Below are 17,352 nucleotides of genomic sequence, written 5' to 3' on the forward strand. Positions count from 1 at the left end.
GCTTACACGGAAATCGTGACAGGCTCCACGACGCGCCCGGCAGCGTCGCCCCGATCGCCGCGACCAGGCCCCGGTGGGCGTCCGAGGTCACCAGGCGGACCCCGGACAGGCCGCGGGCGACCAGCCCGCGGAAGAACGCCAGCCAGCCGGCCCCGTCCTCGCTGGACACGACGTCGAGGCCGAGGATCTCCCGGTGCCCATCGCCGTTGACCCCGACCGCGAGCAGGCAGTGGACGTTCACGACCCGGCCGTCCTCGCGGACCTTCATCGTCAACGCATCCGCCTGCACGAACCGGTACGGCCCGGCGTCCAGCGGCCTCGAGCGGAACGCCTCGACCTGGCCGTCGAGATGCTTCGCCAACTCCGACACCTGCGACTTCGAGATATGCGCGACCCCGAGCTGTTCCACGAGCTTGTCCACTCTTCTCGTGGAAACACCGAGCAGATAGGACGTCGCGACCACCGAGATCAACGCCTGTTCCGCCCGCCGCCGGCGTGTCAGCAGCCATTCCGGGAAGTACGAACCGGACCGCAGCTTCGGAATTGCTAGATCAATCGTCCCGGCGCGCGTGTCCCACTCCCGCATCCGGTACCCATTCCGACGATTCGTCCGATCCGGTGATATCTCCCCGTACTCCGCACCACAGATCCCATCTGCCTCAGCGCCCATCAACGCCTCCGCAAACGCCTTCACCATCGAACCCAACAGATCCGGACTCGCCGCCACCAGTTCCTTGCCCAGCCCGTCGGCGTCGGTCACAGTCGGACGCACGGCCATCGCGTTTCCTCCTCATCGAGTTGCCTTCGCATGTTTCTCGAGAGGATCACGCGGTGGCCGTCCCACGTCACGGACCGCCACTCCGGCGAGTCGTCAGACGATCACAACCCGTACACCACGTCTGTGGACTCAACTGCGGTCGATCGCGAATGTGCTGACTGCGGTGACGGTGGTGCTGTTCGATGGTCCGGTTCCGGTGGAGGTGGAGGAGCTGGTGCGGGAGGCGCTGCCGGGCTGGTCGTTCAACACGGGTGCGCGGACTGCGGCAGGGCGTGGTGGTGTTCGTCGTGAGGTGGCGCCGCCGGAGGGCTGGGCGGGGGTGGTGGCGTGGATGGAGGCGCACAGCCGGCCGGTCACGGATCTGACTGATCCGGATGTGGTGCGCCTGGTGTTGGGTGCGTTGACCCGGCGACTTGATGGCAGGCCGGCGGCGGCGAACACGGTCATTCGGCGGCGGCAGGTTTTCGAGATGGCGGTCAAGTATGCGGTGTCGCGCGGTGATCTGGAAGCCAATCCGCTGGTGGGTGCGGATTGGCAGGTGCCGCGCACGGTGGTCGAGATCGACCGTCGAGCGGTCGTCAACGCCGAACAGGCGGACCGTCTGTTCGCGGCGGTCGCGCGGCGGGCCCCAGAGCTGGAGGCGTTCTTCGCGACGATGTACCACGCCGCGGTCCGCCCTGGTGAACTGCAGGAGTTGCGCCTCGACCAGCTGACCCTGCCCGTCTCGGGGTGGGGCGAGGTGCTGCTGGAAGCGAACAACCCGGAGATCTCGCCACGGTGGTCCGATATTCCGGACGGGCCGCGCCAGGCCCGCGAGCTCAAACATCGGGCGAAGGGCGAAGTGCGGCCGGTGCCGCTCAATCCTCGGCTTGTCGCCGTTCTGCGCCGGCACATCGACACCTTCGGTGTTACGCCGGATGGGCGGCTGTTCCGGTCTGGACGCGGGAACACGGTGAAGGCGACCCGCTATCTGCAGGTGTGGCGGGCGGCCCGCAAGGAGGCCCTGTCGCCGGCGGAGCAGGCATCACCGCTGGCCCGACGGCCCTACGACCTGCGGCACGCCGCGGTGTCGGGATGGCTGAACGCCGGCGTCCCCGTCGCCCAGGCGGCGGCGTGGGCCGGCCACTCGGTGCGGGTCCTGCTCCTCGTCTACGCCCGCTGCATCGTCGGACAGGACACGATCGCCAAACAGCGCATCGACGCCGCCCTGGCCGCGACGAGTGCGACGGTGAGGCCATCGGTGACCGTCGAGGCTTCCCGAACTCAGCCACCACTCAGCCACAGACCCCCGGACACAGACGGACCCAGCCGGTCCCAGCCGGACACCCCGACTCCGCCGACCGAGCCGTTCACAGCCCCCGATCTTGGCCTCTGACCTGCGAAAACACCCGCCTTGTCAGGGGCGGGCGAGGTGGCGGCTGATCACCAGGCGCTGGATCTGGTTTGTTCCTTCGAAGATTTGCATGAGCTTCGTCCCCGAAGATCAATATATGCCGTGAGCTGGGGCGATGTCTCGCCACCCGTGGGAGTCATTCCACGTAGCCACGTCCTGTCCACGGCTCGGAGTCCGCGACGTCGCTGCGGTCTCCGGAGCTGCTTCTGGGGCCCAATAACAATTTGATGCCCCTACGTCGGCGCGGCCAGCCTACTTCGGGTACCCGGTATCCGCCGAGCCGTCCGCGCGCCGCCATCGGGGTTGCGGCCGCGACGCGGGGATCGTGGGCGCGGTCAGCTCGCTCACCCCTGTCTGCTGGACGGCGGGATGTGACCTTTAGCGGCGGTGGTGGCAGGCTGGTCGGCTATGGGCTCCGGGGGGCAGGCGACCAGCGACACCGCGTCGCCGACGGCGGGTGGGGTGGACTTCTTCATCTCGTATACGGGGGCGGATCAGGGGTGGGCGGAGTGGATGGCCTGGCAGTTGGAGGCCGCCGGCTACTCGACGCGGATCCAGGCGTGGGACTTCGGGGCGGGGGCGCATTTCGTCACCGAGATGCACCAGGCCGCGCAGGTCGCGGCGCGCACGGTGGCGGTGCTCTCAGCGGCTTATCTGTCCTCGGCCTTTGCAGAGGCGGAGTGGCAGGCTGCTTGGGTCACGGACCCGACGGGCCGGGGTCGGAGATTGCTGGTCTTCCGGATTGAGGACTGCCCCCGGCCGGGGCTGCTCGGTCAGCTGGTCAGCGTCGACCTTTTCGGCATCGACCGGGCGGCCGCAGCCGCCCGGCTGGTGGCCGCCGCTCGCGGCGAGCGGGGAAAACCAGCGATCGAGCCGCGGTTTCCCGGCGGCCCCACCCCGCCGTCCCCGGCGGGGGTCGAGCCAAGGTTTCCGGGACGGCTGCCCGACGTGTGGGGATCAGTGCCGGCGCGGAACCTGCTGTTCACCGGTCGGAACAGCATCCTGGCCGATCTTCATGCACGGTTGACCGACCCCAGCAGGGCGGCGGTGGCCGGCCTGCTGGGGATCGGCGGGGTGGGCAAGACGCAGCTGGCCGTCGAGTACGCCTGGCGGTATCCCGCAGGGCTGAACCTGGTTTGGTGGATAGACGCCGAACCCCCCACCGGTCTAGAAGCCGGCCTAGCGGAACTGGCGATCGCACTGGGGGTAGCCGTGGGAGATGTGCCGGCGCGGGCCCGGGCGGCGTTGGCTGTACTCGGCCGCCGACGGGACTGGCTGCTGGTCTACGACAACATCCCTAACCCCGCCGCCCTTGCCCCCCTGCTCCCCCCGACCACCGGCCAGCTGCTGGTCACGACCCGTGACCCGACGGTGCGTCGGGTCGGTGTCGAGCTACTCGAGGTCGGCGAGTTCACCCGTACCGAATCCTTGGACCTGCTCCGCTGCCATGTGGCTGACCTGACCGATGCAGAGGGAGGCCGGCTGGCTGAGGCGGTCGGCGACCTGCCGTTGGCCGTGGAGCAGACCGGGGCCTATCTGGCCACGACCGGCATGCCCCCCGACGTCTACCTCGCCGAACTCGCCGCCACCCCCGACCTACTGCTCGACGAGCAGACACTTCACCACTCCGGTCTGACCCGCACCGTGGCCCTCTCCGCCAACCGCCTCGCCACCACCAACCCGGCTGCCGCCGCCCTGCTCGACCAGTTGGCCTTCCTCGCCTCCGAACCCATCCTCCTGACCAGCTCCGCTCAGCCGAACGGTGGGGCGCTGGTCGTCGGGGACGCGAAGGCCACCTACAACATGCTGGGTGCGATCAGCCGCCTGGCTCTGGGCTCCGGTACGACCCGGCTACGCCTTCACCGCCTCGTCCAGGCCCTGCTACGTGCCCGCCTCACCCAGCGGCAGGCGCGCGAAGCGTTCAGCGGAGCCCTGCGGTTGCTGGCCACCGCCCGCCCCGGTGACCCGGAAAACCCGCGAGACTGGGCTGCGTACGCCGCCCTCACCCCCCATGTCACTACCGCCGCCGATCATCTGGCTGAAATTCCGGGCATGATCGAGCCCGACGGGTTCCGTGAGCTGCTGGTCAGCACCTGCAGCTATCTGCTCCGAGCCGGGCAAGCCCTCGCTGCCCGTGACCTGGCCACCGCTACCCGCGCCCGGTGGACCACCGCGCTTGGCCTCGACCATCTTCACACCCTGAGCATCGCCAACCTTCTCGCCGCCGCTCACGCCAACCTCGGTGAGTTTCCGGCCGCGCGGGGACTGGCTGAGGAGATCCTGGCTCACCGCCGCCGTGTGCTTGGAGACGACCATCCCGACACCCTCACCTCTGCGGCTAATCTCGCCGCCGCGCTGCTCGTTCTCGGCGAACGTGAGGTCGCACGGGCGCTGCAGGAGGACATCCTGGCTCGCCAGCGGCGGGTGCTCGGCGACGACCACCCGCACACCCTGCGCTCCGTGGCCAACCTCGCCAACACCCTGTCTGTCCTGGGTGAGTGGCCGGCCGCGCGAGCGCTGGCCGAGGAGATCCTGGCTCGACGGCGGCGGGTCCTCGGCGACGACCATCCGAACACCCTCATCTCCGCGCACAACCTTGCTGCGTGGTTGGCGGAAGCAGGGGAGCTGCCCGCCGCATGTGATCTTGGATGTGAGGTGGTGGAACGGCGGAGGCGAGTGCTGGGAGTAGATCATCCGGACACGTTGGACTCGGCGCACAACCTGGCGGTGGATCTGGCCGAAGCGGGGTGGGTGGAGCAGGCGAGATTACTGACCGAGGACACTCTTGCCCGTCGCCGACGGGCGTTGGGGGAAGGGCATCCCGAGACGCAGATGACGGCACAGGTGCTGGCGGAGCTACCCCCGGACTCCCCGATGCGGGGCTGAATGATCGCCCACCCGCCTGCCGAGTTGAGTCCACAGACGTGGTGTACGGGTTGTGATCGTCTGACGACTCGCCGGAGTGGCGGTCCGTGACGTGGGACGGCCACCGCGTGATCCTCTCGAGAAACATGCGAAGGCAACTCGATGAGGAGGAAACGCGATGGCCGTGCGTCCGACTGTGACCGACGCCGACGGGCTGGGCAAGGAACTGGTGGCGGCGAGTCCGGATCTGTTGGGTTCGATGGTGAAGGCGTTTGCGGAGGCGTTGATGGGCGCTGAGGCAGATGGGATCTGTGGTGCGGAGTACGGGGAGATATCACCGGATCGGACGAATCGTCGGAATGGGTACCGGATGCGGGAGTGGGACACGCGCGCCGGGACGATTGATCTAGCAATTCCGAAGCTGCGGTCCGGTTCGTACTTCCCGGAATGGCTGCTGACACGCCGGCGGCGGGCGGAACAGGCGTTGATCTCGGTGGTCGCGACGTCCTATCTGCTCGGTGTTTCCACGAGAAGAGTGGACAAGCTCGTGGAACAGCTCGGGGTGGCGCATATCTCGAAGTCGCAGGTGTCGGAGTTGGCGAAGCATCTCGACGGCCAGGTCGAGGCGTTCCGCTCGAGGCCGCTGGACGCCGGGCCGTACCGGTTCGTGCAGGCGGATGCGTTGACGATGAAGGTCCGCGAGGACGGCCGGGTCGTGAACGTCCACTGCCTGCTCGCGGTCGGGGTCAACGGCGATGGGCACCGGGAGATCCTCGGCCTCGACGTCGTGTCCAGCGAGGACGGGGCCGGCTGGCTGGCGTTCTTCCGCGGGCTGGTCGCCCGCGGCCTGTCCGGGGTCCGCCTGGTGACCTCGGACGCCCACCGGGGCCTGGTCGCGGCGATCGGGGCGACGCTGCCGGGCGCGTCGTGGCAAAGATGCCGGACGCATTACCTGCGCGACTTGTTGACGTTCACACCGAAGTCGTCGCAGCCGTGGGTCGCAACATTGGTCCGGACAATCTTTGATCAGGCGGACGCGAACGAGGTGGCCGTGCAGTTCGACCGGGTCGTCGACGCTCTCACCGAGAAACTACCGCGCGCCGCCGCACATCTGGAAGAGGCGAAAGCGGATCTGCTCGCGTTCACCGGCTACCCGCGGGAGATCTGGCGGCAGATCTGGTCGTCGAATCCGCAGGAACGGCTGAACAAGGAGATCCGCCGGCGGACCGACGTCGTGGGTATCTTCCCGGACCGTGGTGCGATCATACGTCTCGTCGGCGCGGTCCTGGCCGAGCAACACGACGAGTGGATCGAAACCCACCGCTATTTCGGCCTGGAAATCCTCGGGAAAGCCGACGCGGGGAACACGCCGGCCGACACACCCGAGATCAGCGTGACACCAGAAACACTCACCGCATAAACTAAACCAAGGATCACGCGGAGTCACCCTCCGTACACCACGCCACCGGACGTGACCGCCTGCCGCAGCAGGTACCTCGGTCCCCGGCCTGCACCCAGCCGGGGCAGGTTAGGGCCGCCGACATCGCGTCCAGCACGATCGACCCGCTGCAGGAACCGGTCGACGCGGTGCGATCCGTCCGGCTCCGCGGCCATTCAGCCACGACCCGGCTCCGCCCGGGAGGGGCCTGATAGCCCGCCACAGAAGGAGGCCATCTGCTACCCCCAAGACTCCGGCCGCTGCTACGCAAGTTGCGCTGTTCCACCTCCCGCATCGCCAATCTGGTGCACGCCGTCCTTACGCTCCAGCTCAACGTTCCGGACCGAGATTGAAAAATTCTCGCTTTCGCCACCGAACCTTTTCGTAAGTATTTTTCGCTGAAACTCAATTAGTATTTCTTTGTGAAGCCATTTTTCTGCCCGCATTAGATCAATTATGTCGTCTAGCCATTCGTGGGGATCTTTACTTCGCCCGTCTTCTGGTTGCGTTAACGGTCGAGGCTCTCGCGTCAAGACCACCATTTCATTGGCGAGCTGTGGAGGATAGTATCTTGTGAGCCCCGCCAGTAGCTCGGCGACTGCCCGCTGCGGATCGTGCCAGTAGGCGGCGACCTTCGCGTCAAAAGTGACACTGTCAACATCGGCATCCTTGTCCATGTGCACAGCGAACACTCGTCCACCTGCACCAAGAGACCGAGCTGCATTGGCCAGCATTCGCGGCAGGCGGGTGCCCATCGCCCGCACCGTGGCGCACAGCACGACCGGCCCGCCCTCGCCGAGAACCCGCGACGCCTCCCCGATCAGGGACTCCCCGACGAACACGCTGCTGTGATTCCAGACCACATAGCCCGCCTTTTCCAGCGGGCCGACCAACTCTGCCGCACGCTCATCCTCGCCCGCCGCATGCGCGAGAAGCACCGTTATCGCCACTGCAACTCGCCTACCGGTCGATCGCGATCAGCAGCGCCGCCACTCCGGCATCCCAGTCGACCGTCAGATTCGCTACCTTCAGATCTGCGATGATGGCTGGAGCCTGACCGCCGGTCAGGACAGCAGGCAGCACACGCACGTCATGCCCCTCCAGCCATCGTGCAACCGTTGGTGCCCACTCCCGCTGTATCCACGGCGCGTTCGCACCCGCGACGGACAGGCATAGGACCACGTAGTCCGCCGACGTCAGGCCTTTGTTCATCTTTTCGATGATCGAGTCACCGACCTTGATCTCCCAGCTGTCCAGCCAGACAGACTGGCCAGCTGCCTTTAGATCAGTCGCAAGCCGTTCTGCCAGCACAGCGTCGACACCTCGATGGCTCACGAATACCCGCGCCATCCACAGCCCCCGATCCTTTCCGGCAGCAGCCCAGCCGTCACCCAGATCGACCTATCTAAGAAGGATAGACCCTTGACCTGATCGTGCTGCCGTTGCAGAGGTAGCCACCAAACTGTCCGCGGGGCTGCGGGCGGCAGCGACTGCGCCCCAACAAGCGGATCTCCGTGAGGCGAACCTCGGCGGGGTGATCATGACGGCGGTGTGCTACCCGACCGGCGGGAGGGTCGGGCGGATGCAGACCCCTCCGAAGAGATCAGCCGGGCCGTCTTCGTGTATGGAGGTGGGGGCGGCGGTCCGGACCGAACCGCTATCCGGCCGTGATAGGACGCGGCTTCGCGAACCCGCGTCCGGCTGCTGACAGATAGGGCTTGACGCATAGGCCATCTGACGCTACTACGGACGATGGGCTGCGGCAACGCAGCAGTAATGCTGGACCGGCGACACGCCGACGATGCGCATTCCAGCCACAGGGTGCACCTGATCGCCGGCGCCGGACGTCCAGAGCCTTCGACACCCTGCGAGGAGCATCGAGCATCTGCCGACCTGCCGTTCAAGGAACGGTAGCCCCTCTCCAAGCAGGCCACAGCCAAGCGATGATCTCCAGCGCGGTGTGTGGGTGGGCTTATTGTGGGTGTAGACGGTTCCGGTACGGCGCGGTACCCACGGGCACGCTACGGCATCGAGAACGCCGTAACCTGAGAGAACGAGGCATCGTCCGGCACGACGGTAGGTGTCAAGTCAAATGAGACAGTTGGTCGTTGCTCGGCTGGCTCGGAACTGGCTGGTTGATCCACACGGTCTCGGGTAGCCGGGGTGGCCGTGGCCGGCGGGCGAACCGCTCGGGATGCGTGGCGTGGGCGCGGTCGAGGGTGGCCTGGCGGTGGGCCTGGACATCGTCGGCGGTGCCGAAGTGCACCGAAGCGGGCGTGTGAAACCCGATCCCGGAGTGGCGATGGTCGTGGTTGTAGGCCGTGAAGAACCCCTCACAGAACGCCCGGGCGTCGGCCAGCGACCCGAACCGGTCCGGGAAATCGTAGCTGTACTTGAGCGTCTTGAACTGCGCCTCGGAATAGGGATTGTCATTCGACGTTCGTGGCCGGGAATGCGACCGGTGGACGTTGAGATCGGCGAGGAGTTCGGATACCTGCTTCGAGACCATCGCCCCGCCACGGTCCGCGTGGATCGCCCGGGGCGCGGTACCGTTCCGCGTGATGGCGTCGGCGAGGAAATCCTTCGCGACCACGGCGTCCTCGCCGGCGGCGACGAGCCAGCCGGTCACATATCGGGAGTAGATATCGAGGATCACGTAGAGCTTGTACCAGACGCCTTTCGCGGGTCCTTTCAACGCGGTGATGTCCCACGACCAGATCTCGTCCGGGCCGGTCGCGGTCAGCTCCGGGCGGACCCGGGCCGGGTGGGTCGCCTGGGCGCGGCGTTCCCGGGTCTGCCCGGCCGCCCGGGCGATGCGGTACATCGTCGACAGCGAGCACCGGTACCGGCCGGCGTCCAGCTCCCGTGCCCAGACCTGCGGAATCGCCAGGTCCTGGTAGACCGGGCTCGCCAGGACCGCCAACACCTCGGCGCGTTCGACGTTGGTCAACGCGCCCGGCGGCGGTGTCCGCGCCAGCCACGGGCCGTGGCGCCGGCCGCCTGGTGCCGCATGACGGTAATACGTTGCCCGTGACCGGCCCGTGTGGGAGCACGCCCGGCTCACCGGCACCCCCGCGGCGCGCAGCTCCTCGAAAGCACCATCCAACACCCGGTCTACGGCCGTTCGGTGTCCGCGCTCCCGGAGATCTGTTCCAAGAGCGCGCGCGCTTTTCCCATGATATCCAGCGCGGTTTCGGTCGTCGCCAGCCGGTTTTTCAGCCGTTCGTTCTCGCGGCGCAACTTCTCCAACTCGATCTGCTCCGCCGATTTCCCGGGTTTCTTCTCCGGACCGAGAGCCGCGGTGCCTGTTCCGCCCAGGGCCCCCGCGTCACGGGCCCGGGTCCACTCCACCAGATGCGAGGAGAACAAACCCTCCCGACGCAGGACCGCTCCTTTCTCCCCATGCGGGGCGTTCTCATACTCGGTGACGATCCGCAGCTTGTACGCAGCGCTGAACACTCGCCGCGACGGACGCGGCGCCGGATCATGCCGCGGCGAGGACCCGCCCGGACGGTCCTGCGACTCTGACTCCACGAACACAAGGATCTCCGATCACGTCCCCCGTAGCCAACCCGCACCCAGCGGGTGTCTCACCCGAGACTGACAGGGAGGGCGACGCGGCATGGCCCGGTACGTCTTCGCGCGTCTTGTAGTTGGGTGGCTTGGCGGCTTCTCTGAACCCTCGGCGAGCCTGATCATGATCGAGGCGATGACGACTTCCGGGCCTGGTCGGCGCAACGACGGGGACGACCCGCCGCCCCCGTAGCGGCAGGGTTTGCAGCCTTCGATCGCCGGGCTGCCACTGTGATCGATGGTGATGACCATCACGTGCTGCGGCTTCCCTTGCCGCGGCGGGTGGCGTAGCTCTCGATGTCGTCGGTGTTCCAGATCAGACCGGCGGACAGTTCGGCGATCGGTCGGGGGAAGGTGGGGTCGTCTCGTAGGAGCCGGAGGACGTGCTGGCGGGAGACGCCGAGGCGTTGCGAGACCTCGCGGGTTCCCATCACCGGCTGTGCCACAAAGTGATCATAGTGAAGTGTCAATTGACACTTCGTGGAGCGAGGAGGAGGGTGTCAGTTGACACATGCGCTGCGTGCGTGTTCGTCGAAGGCGTGCCCGCCGATCGCGACGTTCGACGGCGGGCCTTGGCTACCAGGAGGCCATTGATCATGATGTTCTCTCCGATCCCTGATCCGATCGGTGGTACGTCCCTCTCGTTCGAGGCTGTGAAGGTGACAAGAGTGGTTCACGCTCCGGTGATCGACTACGGGCTGAGGATCGATCCGCATGCCACGGTCGCGGAGGTGTCAGTGGCGCTGGCCACGCTGCCGTCGGGCGCGTTCTTCACGGAGCAGTTCGGTGACGTCGAGGTGACTCTTGTCTTCCGGGAGCCGCCCGTAGAGGGCGGACCATCCCTGGCGCCCTGAATCGGCGAGGTGGAATTCGGATCGCAGATGGTCCGGCGGTGGGTGCCATCGCGAGCGTGGCCGGACCGTGAGTCTGGGTGGCTCTCGGTGGTGTGGCTCGGATTCCTGGGAGCTTGCGCGTAGCGCAAGCTCCATATGTGCCGTCGGAGGTTGGTGATGCCGGGTGCCGTTCTGTTCGTCGCTGGCGGGGTTACTTCCGGCGGGCTTCTCGGCGCTGCTGGCGCGGTCGTGGACCGCGTTCACCGGTGTGCTCATGGCCGTCAGGATCCGGTGGTTTCTCCTCACGGCTGGGTCCGGTCGGATCCGTTCAGCGACCAAGGTGGGTCGTCTGGAGGGGAATCGGTGGCGGAATAGGCGGCACGGGGCGTACTGACATGCTGCGGGCATGCTGAAGGGCCGGCGCCGCCCGGGTGGGTGGCGCCGGCCTGGTGTGCGGGGGGCTGGTGGGGTTAGCTGCCGAGTGCTGGTCGGCGGGCGGCGGTCAGGCGGGTGCCGCCGAGGTCGGCGCGTTCGCCGGCGCGGTAGCCGTCGCGGCCGCCGGAGCCGGAGAGTTGGCGGCTTCGTCCTTTCTGGAGCCGTGGGTAGGTGCCGGCGAGGTGGCGTTGGACGAGGGCGGTGCGGTCGGCGAGGACCAGGGCGGTCGAGGGGCCGGTGGTGGTGGCGTCTTCGCTGGCGGCGCGTGCTTTCGCTGCGGCTTCGGCGGTGGTGAGGCGTTTGTGGACGGCGAGGGCGAAGCCGGCGAGCCAGGAGCGGCGGAAGGCGCGCGGGTTCTCCCCGAGGGGGACGTGTGCGGCGGCCATTCCGTAGGTGGACTGGACAAGTAGCGACGTGTAGAGGATCTGGGTGCGGTCGAGGTCGGCGGTCATCCCGAACAGGTGGGCCTGCACGACGCTTCGGTCGAGCCTGTGGCCGGTGCGGGAGACGATGCGGCAGCCGAGGGGGACCGCGATGAAGGACAACAGGCCGAGTTTGTCGCGGGCGTAGGGCGGGTCGAGGTCGAGGAGGATGTCGCCGGCGGTGGCGGGGCGCTCCTGGCGGGCCTCGAGGCGGGCTTGGTCGATGCCGTAGCGGGCGATGAGTTCCGCGGCTTTCAGGTTGTAGCTTTCGCGGGCCTCGTCGGTGATGCTGTCCGATTCCGCCATGGCCAGGAGCTTGCGGATTTTGTCGAGCGCCACATCTGGCTGCATTATTCGTCCCTGCTGGGTGATGGAGTAGGATTCCCCGGACGCGCTTTCATTCTACTATCAATGCAGGCTTCCGGGTCGCTGGACACCGTTCTTTCTTCCCTTTCTTCTCCGTTCTTTACTTTGAGGAATGGCGGCTCGAGGTGGCATGGCTGCGTCGGAATTACGAAAGAGCTTAGGCGGGATTTCTATTCTTCTCTCTCTACTGGATTTTTTTGCTTTGTGCGGGCTGGGTGTTGGCCGCATTGCGGGTTCGTCAGGCCGGACTGCTCCTGGGCGGCGCTGGGCGACGCCATGCGGCCTGCCCCTCGCTGTGGTATCTCCTTGCCTGGGGTGGCCGGGCCACGTCGAAGTGGATGGGACGCGTAGCCGCCGCGGGATGAGCGGCGCGCAGGCCGCTGCCGTGGCTCGACCGCGTATCTGTCGCCGAAACCCGGGCTCCGCGGGCGATGCCGCCCGGCAGAGCTCGGGAGTCCTCCCGGTCCGAGACGGGCGCGTGGGGCGGCTTCGAGGTGTCCGGGGCTTCTCGGGCGGGCCGGGATGTCGTCGTGGAGGTATCGGACGAGGCCGGCGGCGATGTCCTCGGCGGGGACGCTGGCCTTCACGTCGAAGCCTGTTGTCGTGGCTGCCTACCCAGGCTGGCGGTCGATTCGGGGATCGCTGCGATGGCGCGCCACCGGAGGCACTTTGCATGATCGTCACGGTGAAGGTGTTGACGTTGCGGGCCCGGGACGAGGTGGCGGTTGCCCGGGCGGCGCGGGCGGTGGTGGCCTATGTGGAGGGTGGGCAGCCGAAGGCAGTCGATCCGTTGCGCCGGTACTACGGCGAGGGGTTGGCGCCTGGGCGGGCTCGCGGGTCGGCGGCCTATCTGGTCGGGTTGGTCGCGGGCCGGCCGGTGCCCGCTGTGGCGTTGGAGCGGCTGCTTCGCGGCGAGCACGCGATTACGGAACGGCCGTTGCTGGCGGCGTCGGGTTCGGCGGGCCGGGCGTCGTCGGTAGCGGACCGGGGCCGTCCGGCCGGACCCGGCGGGGGCCTGCTGACGTTGGAGGAGGCGGCGCGGCGGGCGGGCGTGAGCGCCGCCTACCTGCGCGCGCTCGCGGCGCGGACCGCCGCGATGCCCCCCGCCGGGCAGACGGGTGGCAGCACGGCCGCAGCCGACGGACCGGCCGGCGACGACGGGCCGTCGGCGAAGACGGGAACGGCCCACGGCGCGGCCGAAGGCCAGCGTGAACGCTCGCTGGACAACGAGGCCGGGAGTGGCAGTCCTGCGGGGGACAAGGCGGCCAAGAGCCGGGGGCCGTGGTTGGCGGCGGTGCGGGAGGCGGGGACCGGTCGGTGGTTGGTGAGCGCGGCTGAGGTGGACCGGTTCTGCGCCGCGCGGGTGCCGCCGGCAGTGGTGTTGGGCTATGACGTGACGTGTTCGGCGCCGAAGTCGCTGTCGTTGCTGAGGATGTTCGGCGATGAGGAGATCCGCCGGGATGTGGATGCGGCGATGGACGTCGGCGTCGAGGCGGCGCTGGGCTACCTCGAGCGGCATGCCGTGGTGGGAACCGTCGACGGTCGCAACCGCCCAGGATTGAGCTTGGCGGCGGTGTCCTACCAGCATGAGGTGTCGCGCAGCGATGAGGCGCATCTGCATGCGCACTGCATCGTGGTGAACGCGACCGCCGTGCCCGTGCTCGACGACCACGGCCGGCCGGTGGTTGATGAGTTCGGCCGGGCGCGGGTGGACTGGCGGGCGTTGGACGGGGAGGTGTTCCTCGCCCACGTGAAGACCGCTGGCTACATGGGGGCGGCGGCGATGCGCCACGAGCTGTCCCGGCGGCGCGGGCTGCGCTGGGTGCCGGTGCGCAACGGAGTCGCCGAGCTCGCAGAGTTCCCGGCGGAGCTGCTGGCCGCGTTCTCGACCCGGCACGGGGAGGTGCAGGCCGAGTACGCCCAGCTCGTGGCCGAGGGGTTGACGCCGGGCGGGGTTACGGCGGCTGCCGCGCAGCGCGGTTCGCGGGCGGCGAAGAAGGTCCTGGCCGACGCGCAGGTCCGCGCCATCCAACACGAACGGCTGACCGCCGCCGGATGGACCCCGGAGCAGGTCCGGCGCCTCGCCGAACCTGTCCCACCGACCTCGGAGGACCGGGCCCCGGTTGGCGGTGAAGACGTGGCCGAGCTGTGTGCGCGGCTCACCGGCCCGACCGGGTTGACCGAGCACGACACGACGTTCGATCGGCAGGCCGTCGTCCGCCAGGTCGCGACCTGGGCCGTCGACCGCCTGCCCGCCGATGAGATCGAACGGCTCGCCGACCAGGTGCTCGCCGATCGGCGCATTGTCCTGCTCGGCCATGCCGCGCCGCGGGCGCGGCGAGAACCGGAGCCGGTGTACACGACGCAGGAGTTGCTCGAGGTCGAGGACACCCTGCTGGCCCTCTACCGCCAGGGCCGGGTCGACGCCGGGGCGCAGCCCCGGATCGTCGTCGAGACAGCCGTCCTCGACGCGCATCTCGCCGCCGCAGGAAGCCTGTCGCCGCCGGACGGCTTCGGGCCGGACGGCGCCGCAAGCTCGGCCAGCGTCAACGGGGTGGGTCGCGAGGATGAACCGGCGGGGCCGGCGCTGTCGACCGAGCAGATCACCCTGGTACGCCGACTGCTGACCTCCGGGGATTTGGTGCGGCCGGTGATCGGGCCGGCGGGGTCGGGCAAGACCGAGGCCATGCGCCTGCTCACCCGGATCGTCCACGCCGGCGGCGGCCAGGTGTTCGCGACAGCGCACGGCGGCCGGCAGTCCGAGGAACTCACCGACCGGATCGGCGTGACCGGCCGGGTGGTGTCGGGCTGGCTGACCCTGCTCGACCACACCGACGATCCACACCGCGTGTGGCCGGCCGGCAGTGTCCTCATCGTCGACGAAGCAACGCAGATTTCGACCCGCGACGCCGCCCAGTTGTTGCGCTACGCGACCCGGACCGGGACGGTGCTGATCCTGCTCGGCGACCCGGCGCAGCTCGGCGCGGTCGGCGCCGGCGGCTGGTACGCCCACCTCGTCGCCACCACCGCCGACGTGCCGGCACTGGGCACGTTGCACCGGCAGTCCGGCGCGGCGCTCGCGCCGGTCCGCGCCGCCCTCGGCGCGCTGCGCGCCGACACAGGCGCGTCGGCGCGCAAGGCCCTGGAGCTGCTGGCCGAGGACGGCCGGATCCGCCTGTTCGACTCCCGCGAAGCGCTGCTCGCCCAGGTCGTCGACGACTGGTATACCGAACGCGCCGCCCTGCACGCCGCCCGCGGCGCGGCGCGACCACGAGGCGCCACAGCGTTGCACATGATGGCGGAGCGGACCCGAGACGTCGATCTTCTCGCCCGCGCCGCCCGCGACCGCCTTACCGCCGACGGCACCCTGACCGGACCAGTCCTGACCGTGGCAGGCCGGGAATTCCAGGTCGGCGACGAGGTCATCACCCTCACCCAGGCCGGCCACACCCTGATCCCCGACGGCAAGCCCGCCTCCGCCTACATCCGCACCGGCACCCTCGGCCGCATCGTCGACGTCCACCTCGACCCCGACCACCCCGACCACCAGGCCCTCACCGTCCACTTCCCCCGCAAGGGCAGGGTGCAGGTGCCGTGGGAGTACCTCACCCACCGGTTCACCGACGGCCGCGACGGCGGCCTCGGCTACGCCTACGCGATCACCGCCGCGAAGGCCGAAGGGTCGTCCCTGCCTACCGCCCGCGCCGTCGCCCCCGACGACACCAGCCGCGCCAGCCTCTACGTCATGCTCTCCCGCGCCCGCACCGACCTCGCCGCCTACGTCATCCGCCGCGCCGACCTCGAAGCCGACCTCGACGAGGAGGACTGGCTACCGGTCCTGCGCGACCCGACCGGCCCGCTCGAGCGGTTCGCCGACCACCTCGCCCAATCCCGCACCGAACGGATGGCCGGCGAGTTCGACCCCCTCGCCCACGCCGCCCACCAGCTACGCCGCACCCACACCCTCGCCGAACTCGCCCGACTGCCCGCACCCCCGAAGGCCACCAGCACCCGCTCCGCCGGAAGAGCTGGTTCGATCGGCGGCAGCCTCGACGACGGCGAGCGCCAGGAGCCGGCCGCAGCCGCAGGTCCCACCCCGACCGCGCCCCGGCCGGCGCCACCGACGCGAGACCGCAGCGCACCTACCGCCGCTGCGGTGGCGCCACCCGTGCACCGCCGCGCCGAACTCGCCGCCGAAGCGGCACTCAGTGCCGCCGCCGTCGCCAACCCACCCGCCGGCCTCACCGCCCGCATCGGGCCACGACCCGCTGCCGGAGCCGATCGCGCCCTGTGGGACCGCGCCGTCGGCGCTCTCGCCGTCTACCACGCCCGCCACCAACCGGCCGGCCCCCCGCACGACCCCGGACCACAACCCCCATCCATCGAGCCCGCCGGAACCCTACGAACCCAGTGGATCGCGCACCACGACCAGGCCCTGCGCCTGGCCCGCACCTGGTCCGACACACTGCCTCGATGGGCCGGCACCCGCTTCCACACCCAAGCCGAACAAGTCCCTCGTGCCCGCGCCGTCGCCGGCCTGCACGCCCTCCTCGACCACGGCCACCAGCCCGAAACCCTCCTCGCCGCGCTGACCAGCCGCGACAGCGCCACGGCGCGCACCGGCGCGGCCGTACTCGACCACCGGGTCGCCGACCTCTGCCGCCACCAGGGGGTCAACCTCGCCGACTACCTCCTCCCACCACCACGCCCGGCCTGCGACGACTGGAACGAGCTCGTCGGCCTGCTCGACACCTGCGAGATCCACCACCTCGCCCGCCACCCCACCGCCCACCTCGCCGCCGAACGCCGACACCTCCGCGCTGGCCGGGCGTCGATCGGTACGCCGGAGGGTCCACGCGGAGACGAGATCCGGGGAAGCCTCGTCGAGACAGACAGGGAGGGCAGGGACAGGCTCCGACTGGTCGAGGAAGCTCTCGATCGGCAGATCGCCCATGCCGTTTTCCAAACAAGTGTTGATCCCGCCGAATACCTCACCGGCCTCCTCGGCCCCCGTCCCAACGACGACCTGGACACAGCCGGATGGGACAGCCAAGCGGAAGCCATCGAACAGTTCCGCCATCACAACCTTGGCCTGCCCTACGGCACTCCGGCCACCACCGACAGCGACATCAGCCCGCTGCGCCGAGCCGTCGGCGACCGACCCACCGACCCGACAACCGCCGCCATCCACGACCGAATCCTGGCGCTGAGCCACGAGCACGCCCCCACCCTCGACCTTTGAGGGGACA

Annotated in this window: 10 protein-coding genes and 2 pseudogenes; 6 read left to right on the top strand and 6 right to left on the bottom strand. The window is 69.0% G+C overall.

Annotated elements, in window-relative coordinates:
• Positions 1-13: 13 nt before the first annotated feature.
• Positions 14-778 (bottom strand): annotated as a pseudogene (locus tag AC5R91_RS00070) (IS256 family transposase); the annotation flags it as partial.
• Positions 779-929: 151 nt separating this feature from the next.
• Here AC5R91_RS00070 and AC5R91_RS00075 point away from each other — a divergent pair.
• From AC5R91_RS00075 to AC5R91_RS00090, 4 genes and pseudogenes are all read left to right on the top strand, one after another.
• Complete coding sequence (locus AC5R91_RS00075; RefSeq protein WP_495394994.1) at positions 930-2,153, top strand: tyrosine-type recombinase/integrase; 1,224 nt, start codon at positions 930-932, stop codon at positions 2,151-2,153.
• Between the two features lie 426 nt (positions 2,154-2,579).
• Complete coding sequence (gene fxsT / locus AC5R91_RS00080) at positions 2,580-5,057, top strand: FxSxx-COOH system tetratricopeptide repeat protein (RefSeq protein WP_495394995.1); 2,478 nt, start codon at positions 2,580-2,582, stop codon at positions 5,055-5,057.
• A 157-nt stretch (positions 5,058-5,214) separates the two neighbouring features.
• Positions 5,215-6,456 (top strand): IS256 family transposase, encoded by a 1,242-nt coding sequence (locus AC5R91_RS00085; RefSeq protein WP_495392706.1) that lies wholly within the window; start codon positions 5,215-5,217, stop codon positions 6,454-6,456.
• A gap of 278 nt (positions 6,457-6,734) precedes the next feature.
• Positions 6,735-6,827: pseudogene (locus AC5R91_RS00090) on the top strand (IS5/IS1182 family transposase); the annotation flags it as partial.
• A gap of 607 nt (positions 6,828-7,434) precedes the next feature.
• Here the strand turns inward: AC5R91_RS00090 and AC5R91_RS00095 are convergent.
• From AC5R91_RS00095 to AC5R91_RS00110, 4 genes are all read right to left on the bottom strand, one after another.
• Positions 7,435-7,824 carry a toll/interleukin-1 receptor domain-containing protein gene (locus AC5R91_RS00095; protein ID WP_495394996.1) on the bottom strand — a complete coding sequence of 130 codons (390 nt, stop codon included), beginning with the start codon at positions 7,822-7,824 and terminating at the stop codon, positions 7,435-7,437.
• A gap of 733 nt (positions 7,825-8,557) precedes the next feature.
• Positions 8,558-9,583 (bottom strand): IS3 family transposase, encoded by a 1,026-nt coding sequence (locus AC5R91_RS00100; RefSeq protein WP_495392521.1) that lies wholly within the window; start codon positions 9,581-9,583, stop codon positions 8,558-8,560.
• A gap of 5 nt (positions 9,584-9,588) precedes the next feature.
• Complete coding sequence (locus AC5R91_RS00105; RefSeq protein ID WP_495392520.1) at positions 9,589-10,014, bottom strand: transposase; 426 nt, start codon at positions 10,012-10,014, stop codon at positions 9,589-9,591.
• 284 nt (positions 10,015-10,298) lie between these two features.
• Positions 10,299-10,493, bottom strand: a complete 195-nt coding sequence (locus AC5R91_RS00110) for a helix-turn-helix transcriptional regulator (RefSeq protein WP_495394997.1) — start codon at positions 10,491-10,493, stop codon at positions 10,299-10,301.
• A 222-nt stretch (positions 10,494-10,715) separates the two neighbouring features.
• On the opposite strand from AC5R91_RS00110, the gene AC5R91_RS00115 reads away from it, so the two are divergent.
• Positions 10,716-10,901, top strand: a complete 186-nt coding sequence (locus AC5R91_RS00115; RefSeq protein ID WP_495394998.1) for a hypothetical protein — start codon at positions 10,716-10,718, stop codon at positions 10,899-10,901.
• 449 nt (positions 10,902-11,350) lie between these two features.
• Here AC5R91_RS00115 and AC5R91_RS00120 read toward each other — a convergent pair whose 3' ends face one another.
• A complete protein-coding gene (locus AC5R91_RS00120; RefSeq protein WP_495394999.1) occupies positions 11,351-12,088 on the bottom strand; it encodes a DUF2786 domain-containing protein in 738 nt (245 codons plus the stop codon).
• Positions 12,089-12,776: 688 nt separating this feature from the next.
• Here AC5R91_RS00120 and mobF point away from each other — a divergent pair.
• Positions 12,777-17,345, top strand: coding sequence for a MobF family relaxase (gene mobF / locus AC5R91_RS00125; protein ID WP_495395000.1), 4,569 nt, complete (start codon positions 12,777-12,779; stop codon positions 17,343-17,345).
• The last annotated feature ends 7 nt before the right edge of the window (positions 17,346-17,352 follow it).

The organism is Frankia sp. BMG5.60 (assembly GCF_059428125.1).

Coding starts and splice junctions, on each gene's coding strand:
- fxsT (WP_495394995.1), top strand. CDS start 2,580: ATGGGCTCCGGGGGGCAGGCGACCAGCGACACCGCGTCGCCGACGGCG.
- AC5R91_RS00085 (WP_495392706.1), top strand. CDS start 5,215: ATGGCCGTGCGTCCGACTGTGACCGACGCCGACGGGCTGGGCAAGGAA.
- AC5R91_RS00095 (WP_495394996.1), bottom strand. CDS start 7,824: ATGGCGCGGGTATTCGTGAGCCATCGAGGTGTCGACGCTGTGCTGGCA.
- AC5R91_RS00120 (WP_495394999.1), bottom strand. CDS start 12,088: ATGCAGCCAGATGTGGCGCTCGACAAAATCCGCAAGCTCCTGGCCATG.
- mobF (WP_495395000.1), top strand. CDS start 12,777: ATGATCGTCACGGTGAAGGTGTTGACGTTGCGGGCCCGGGACGAGGTG.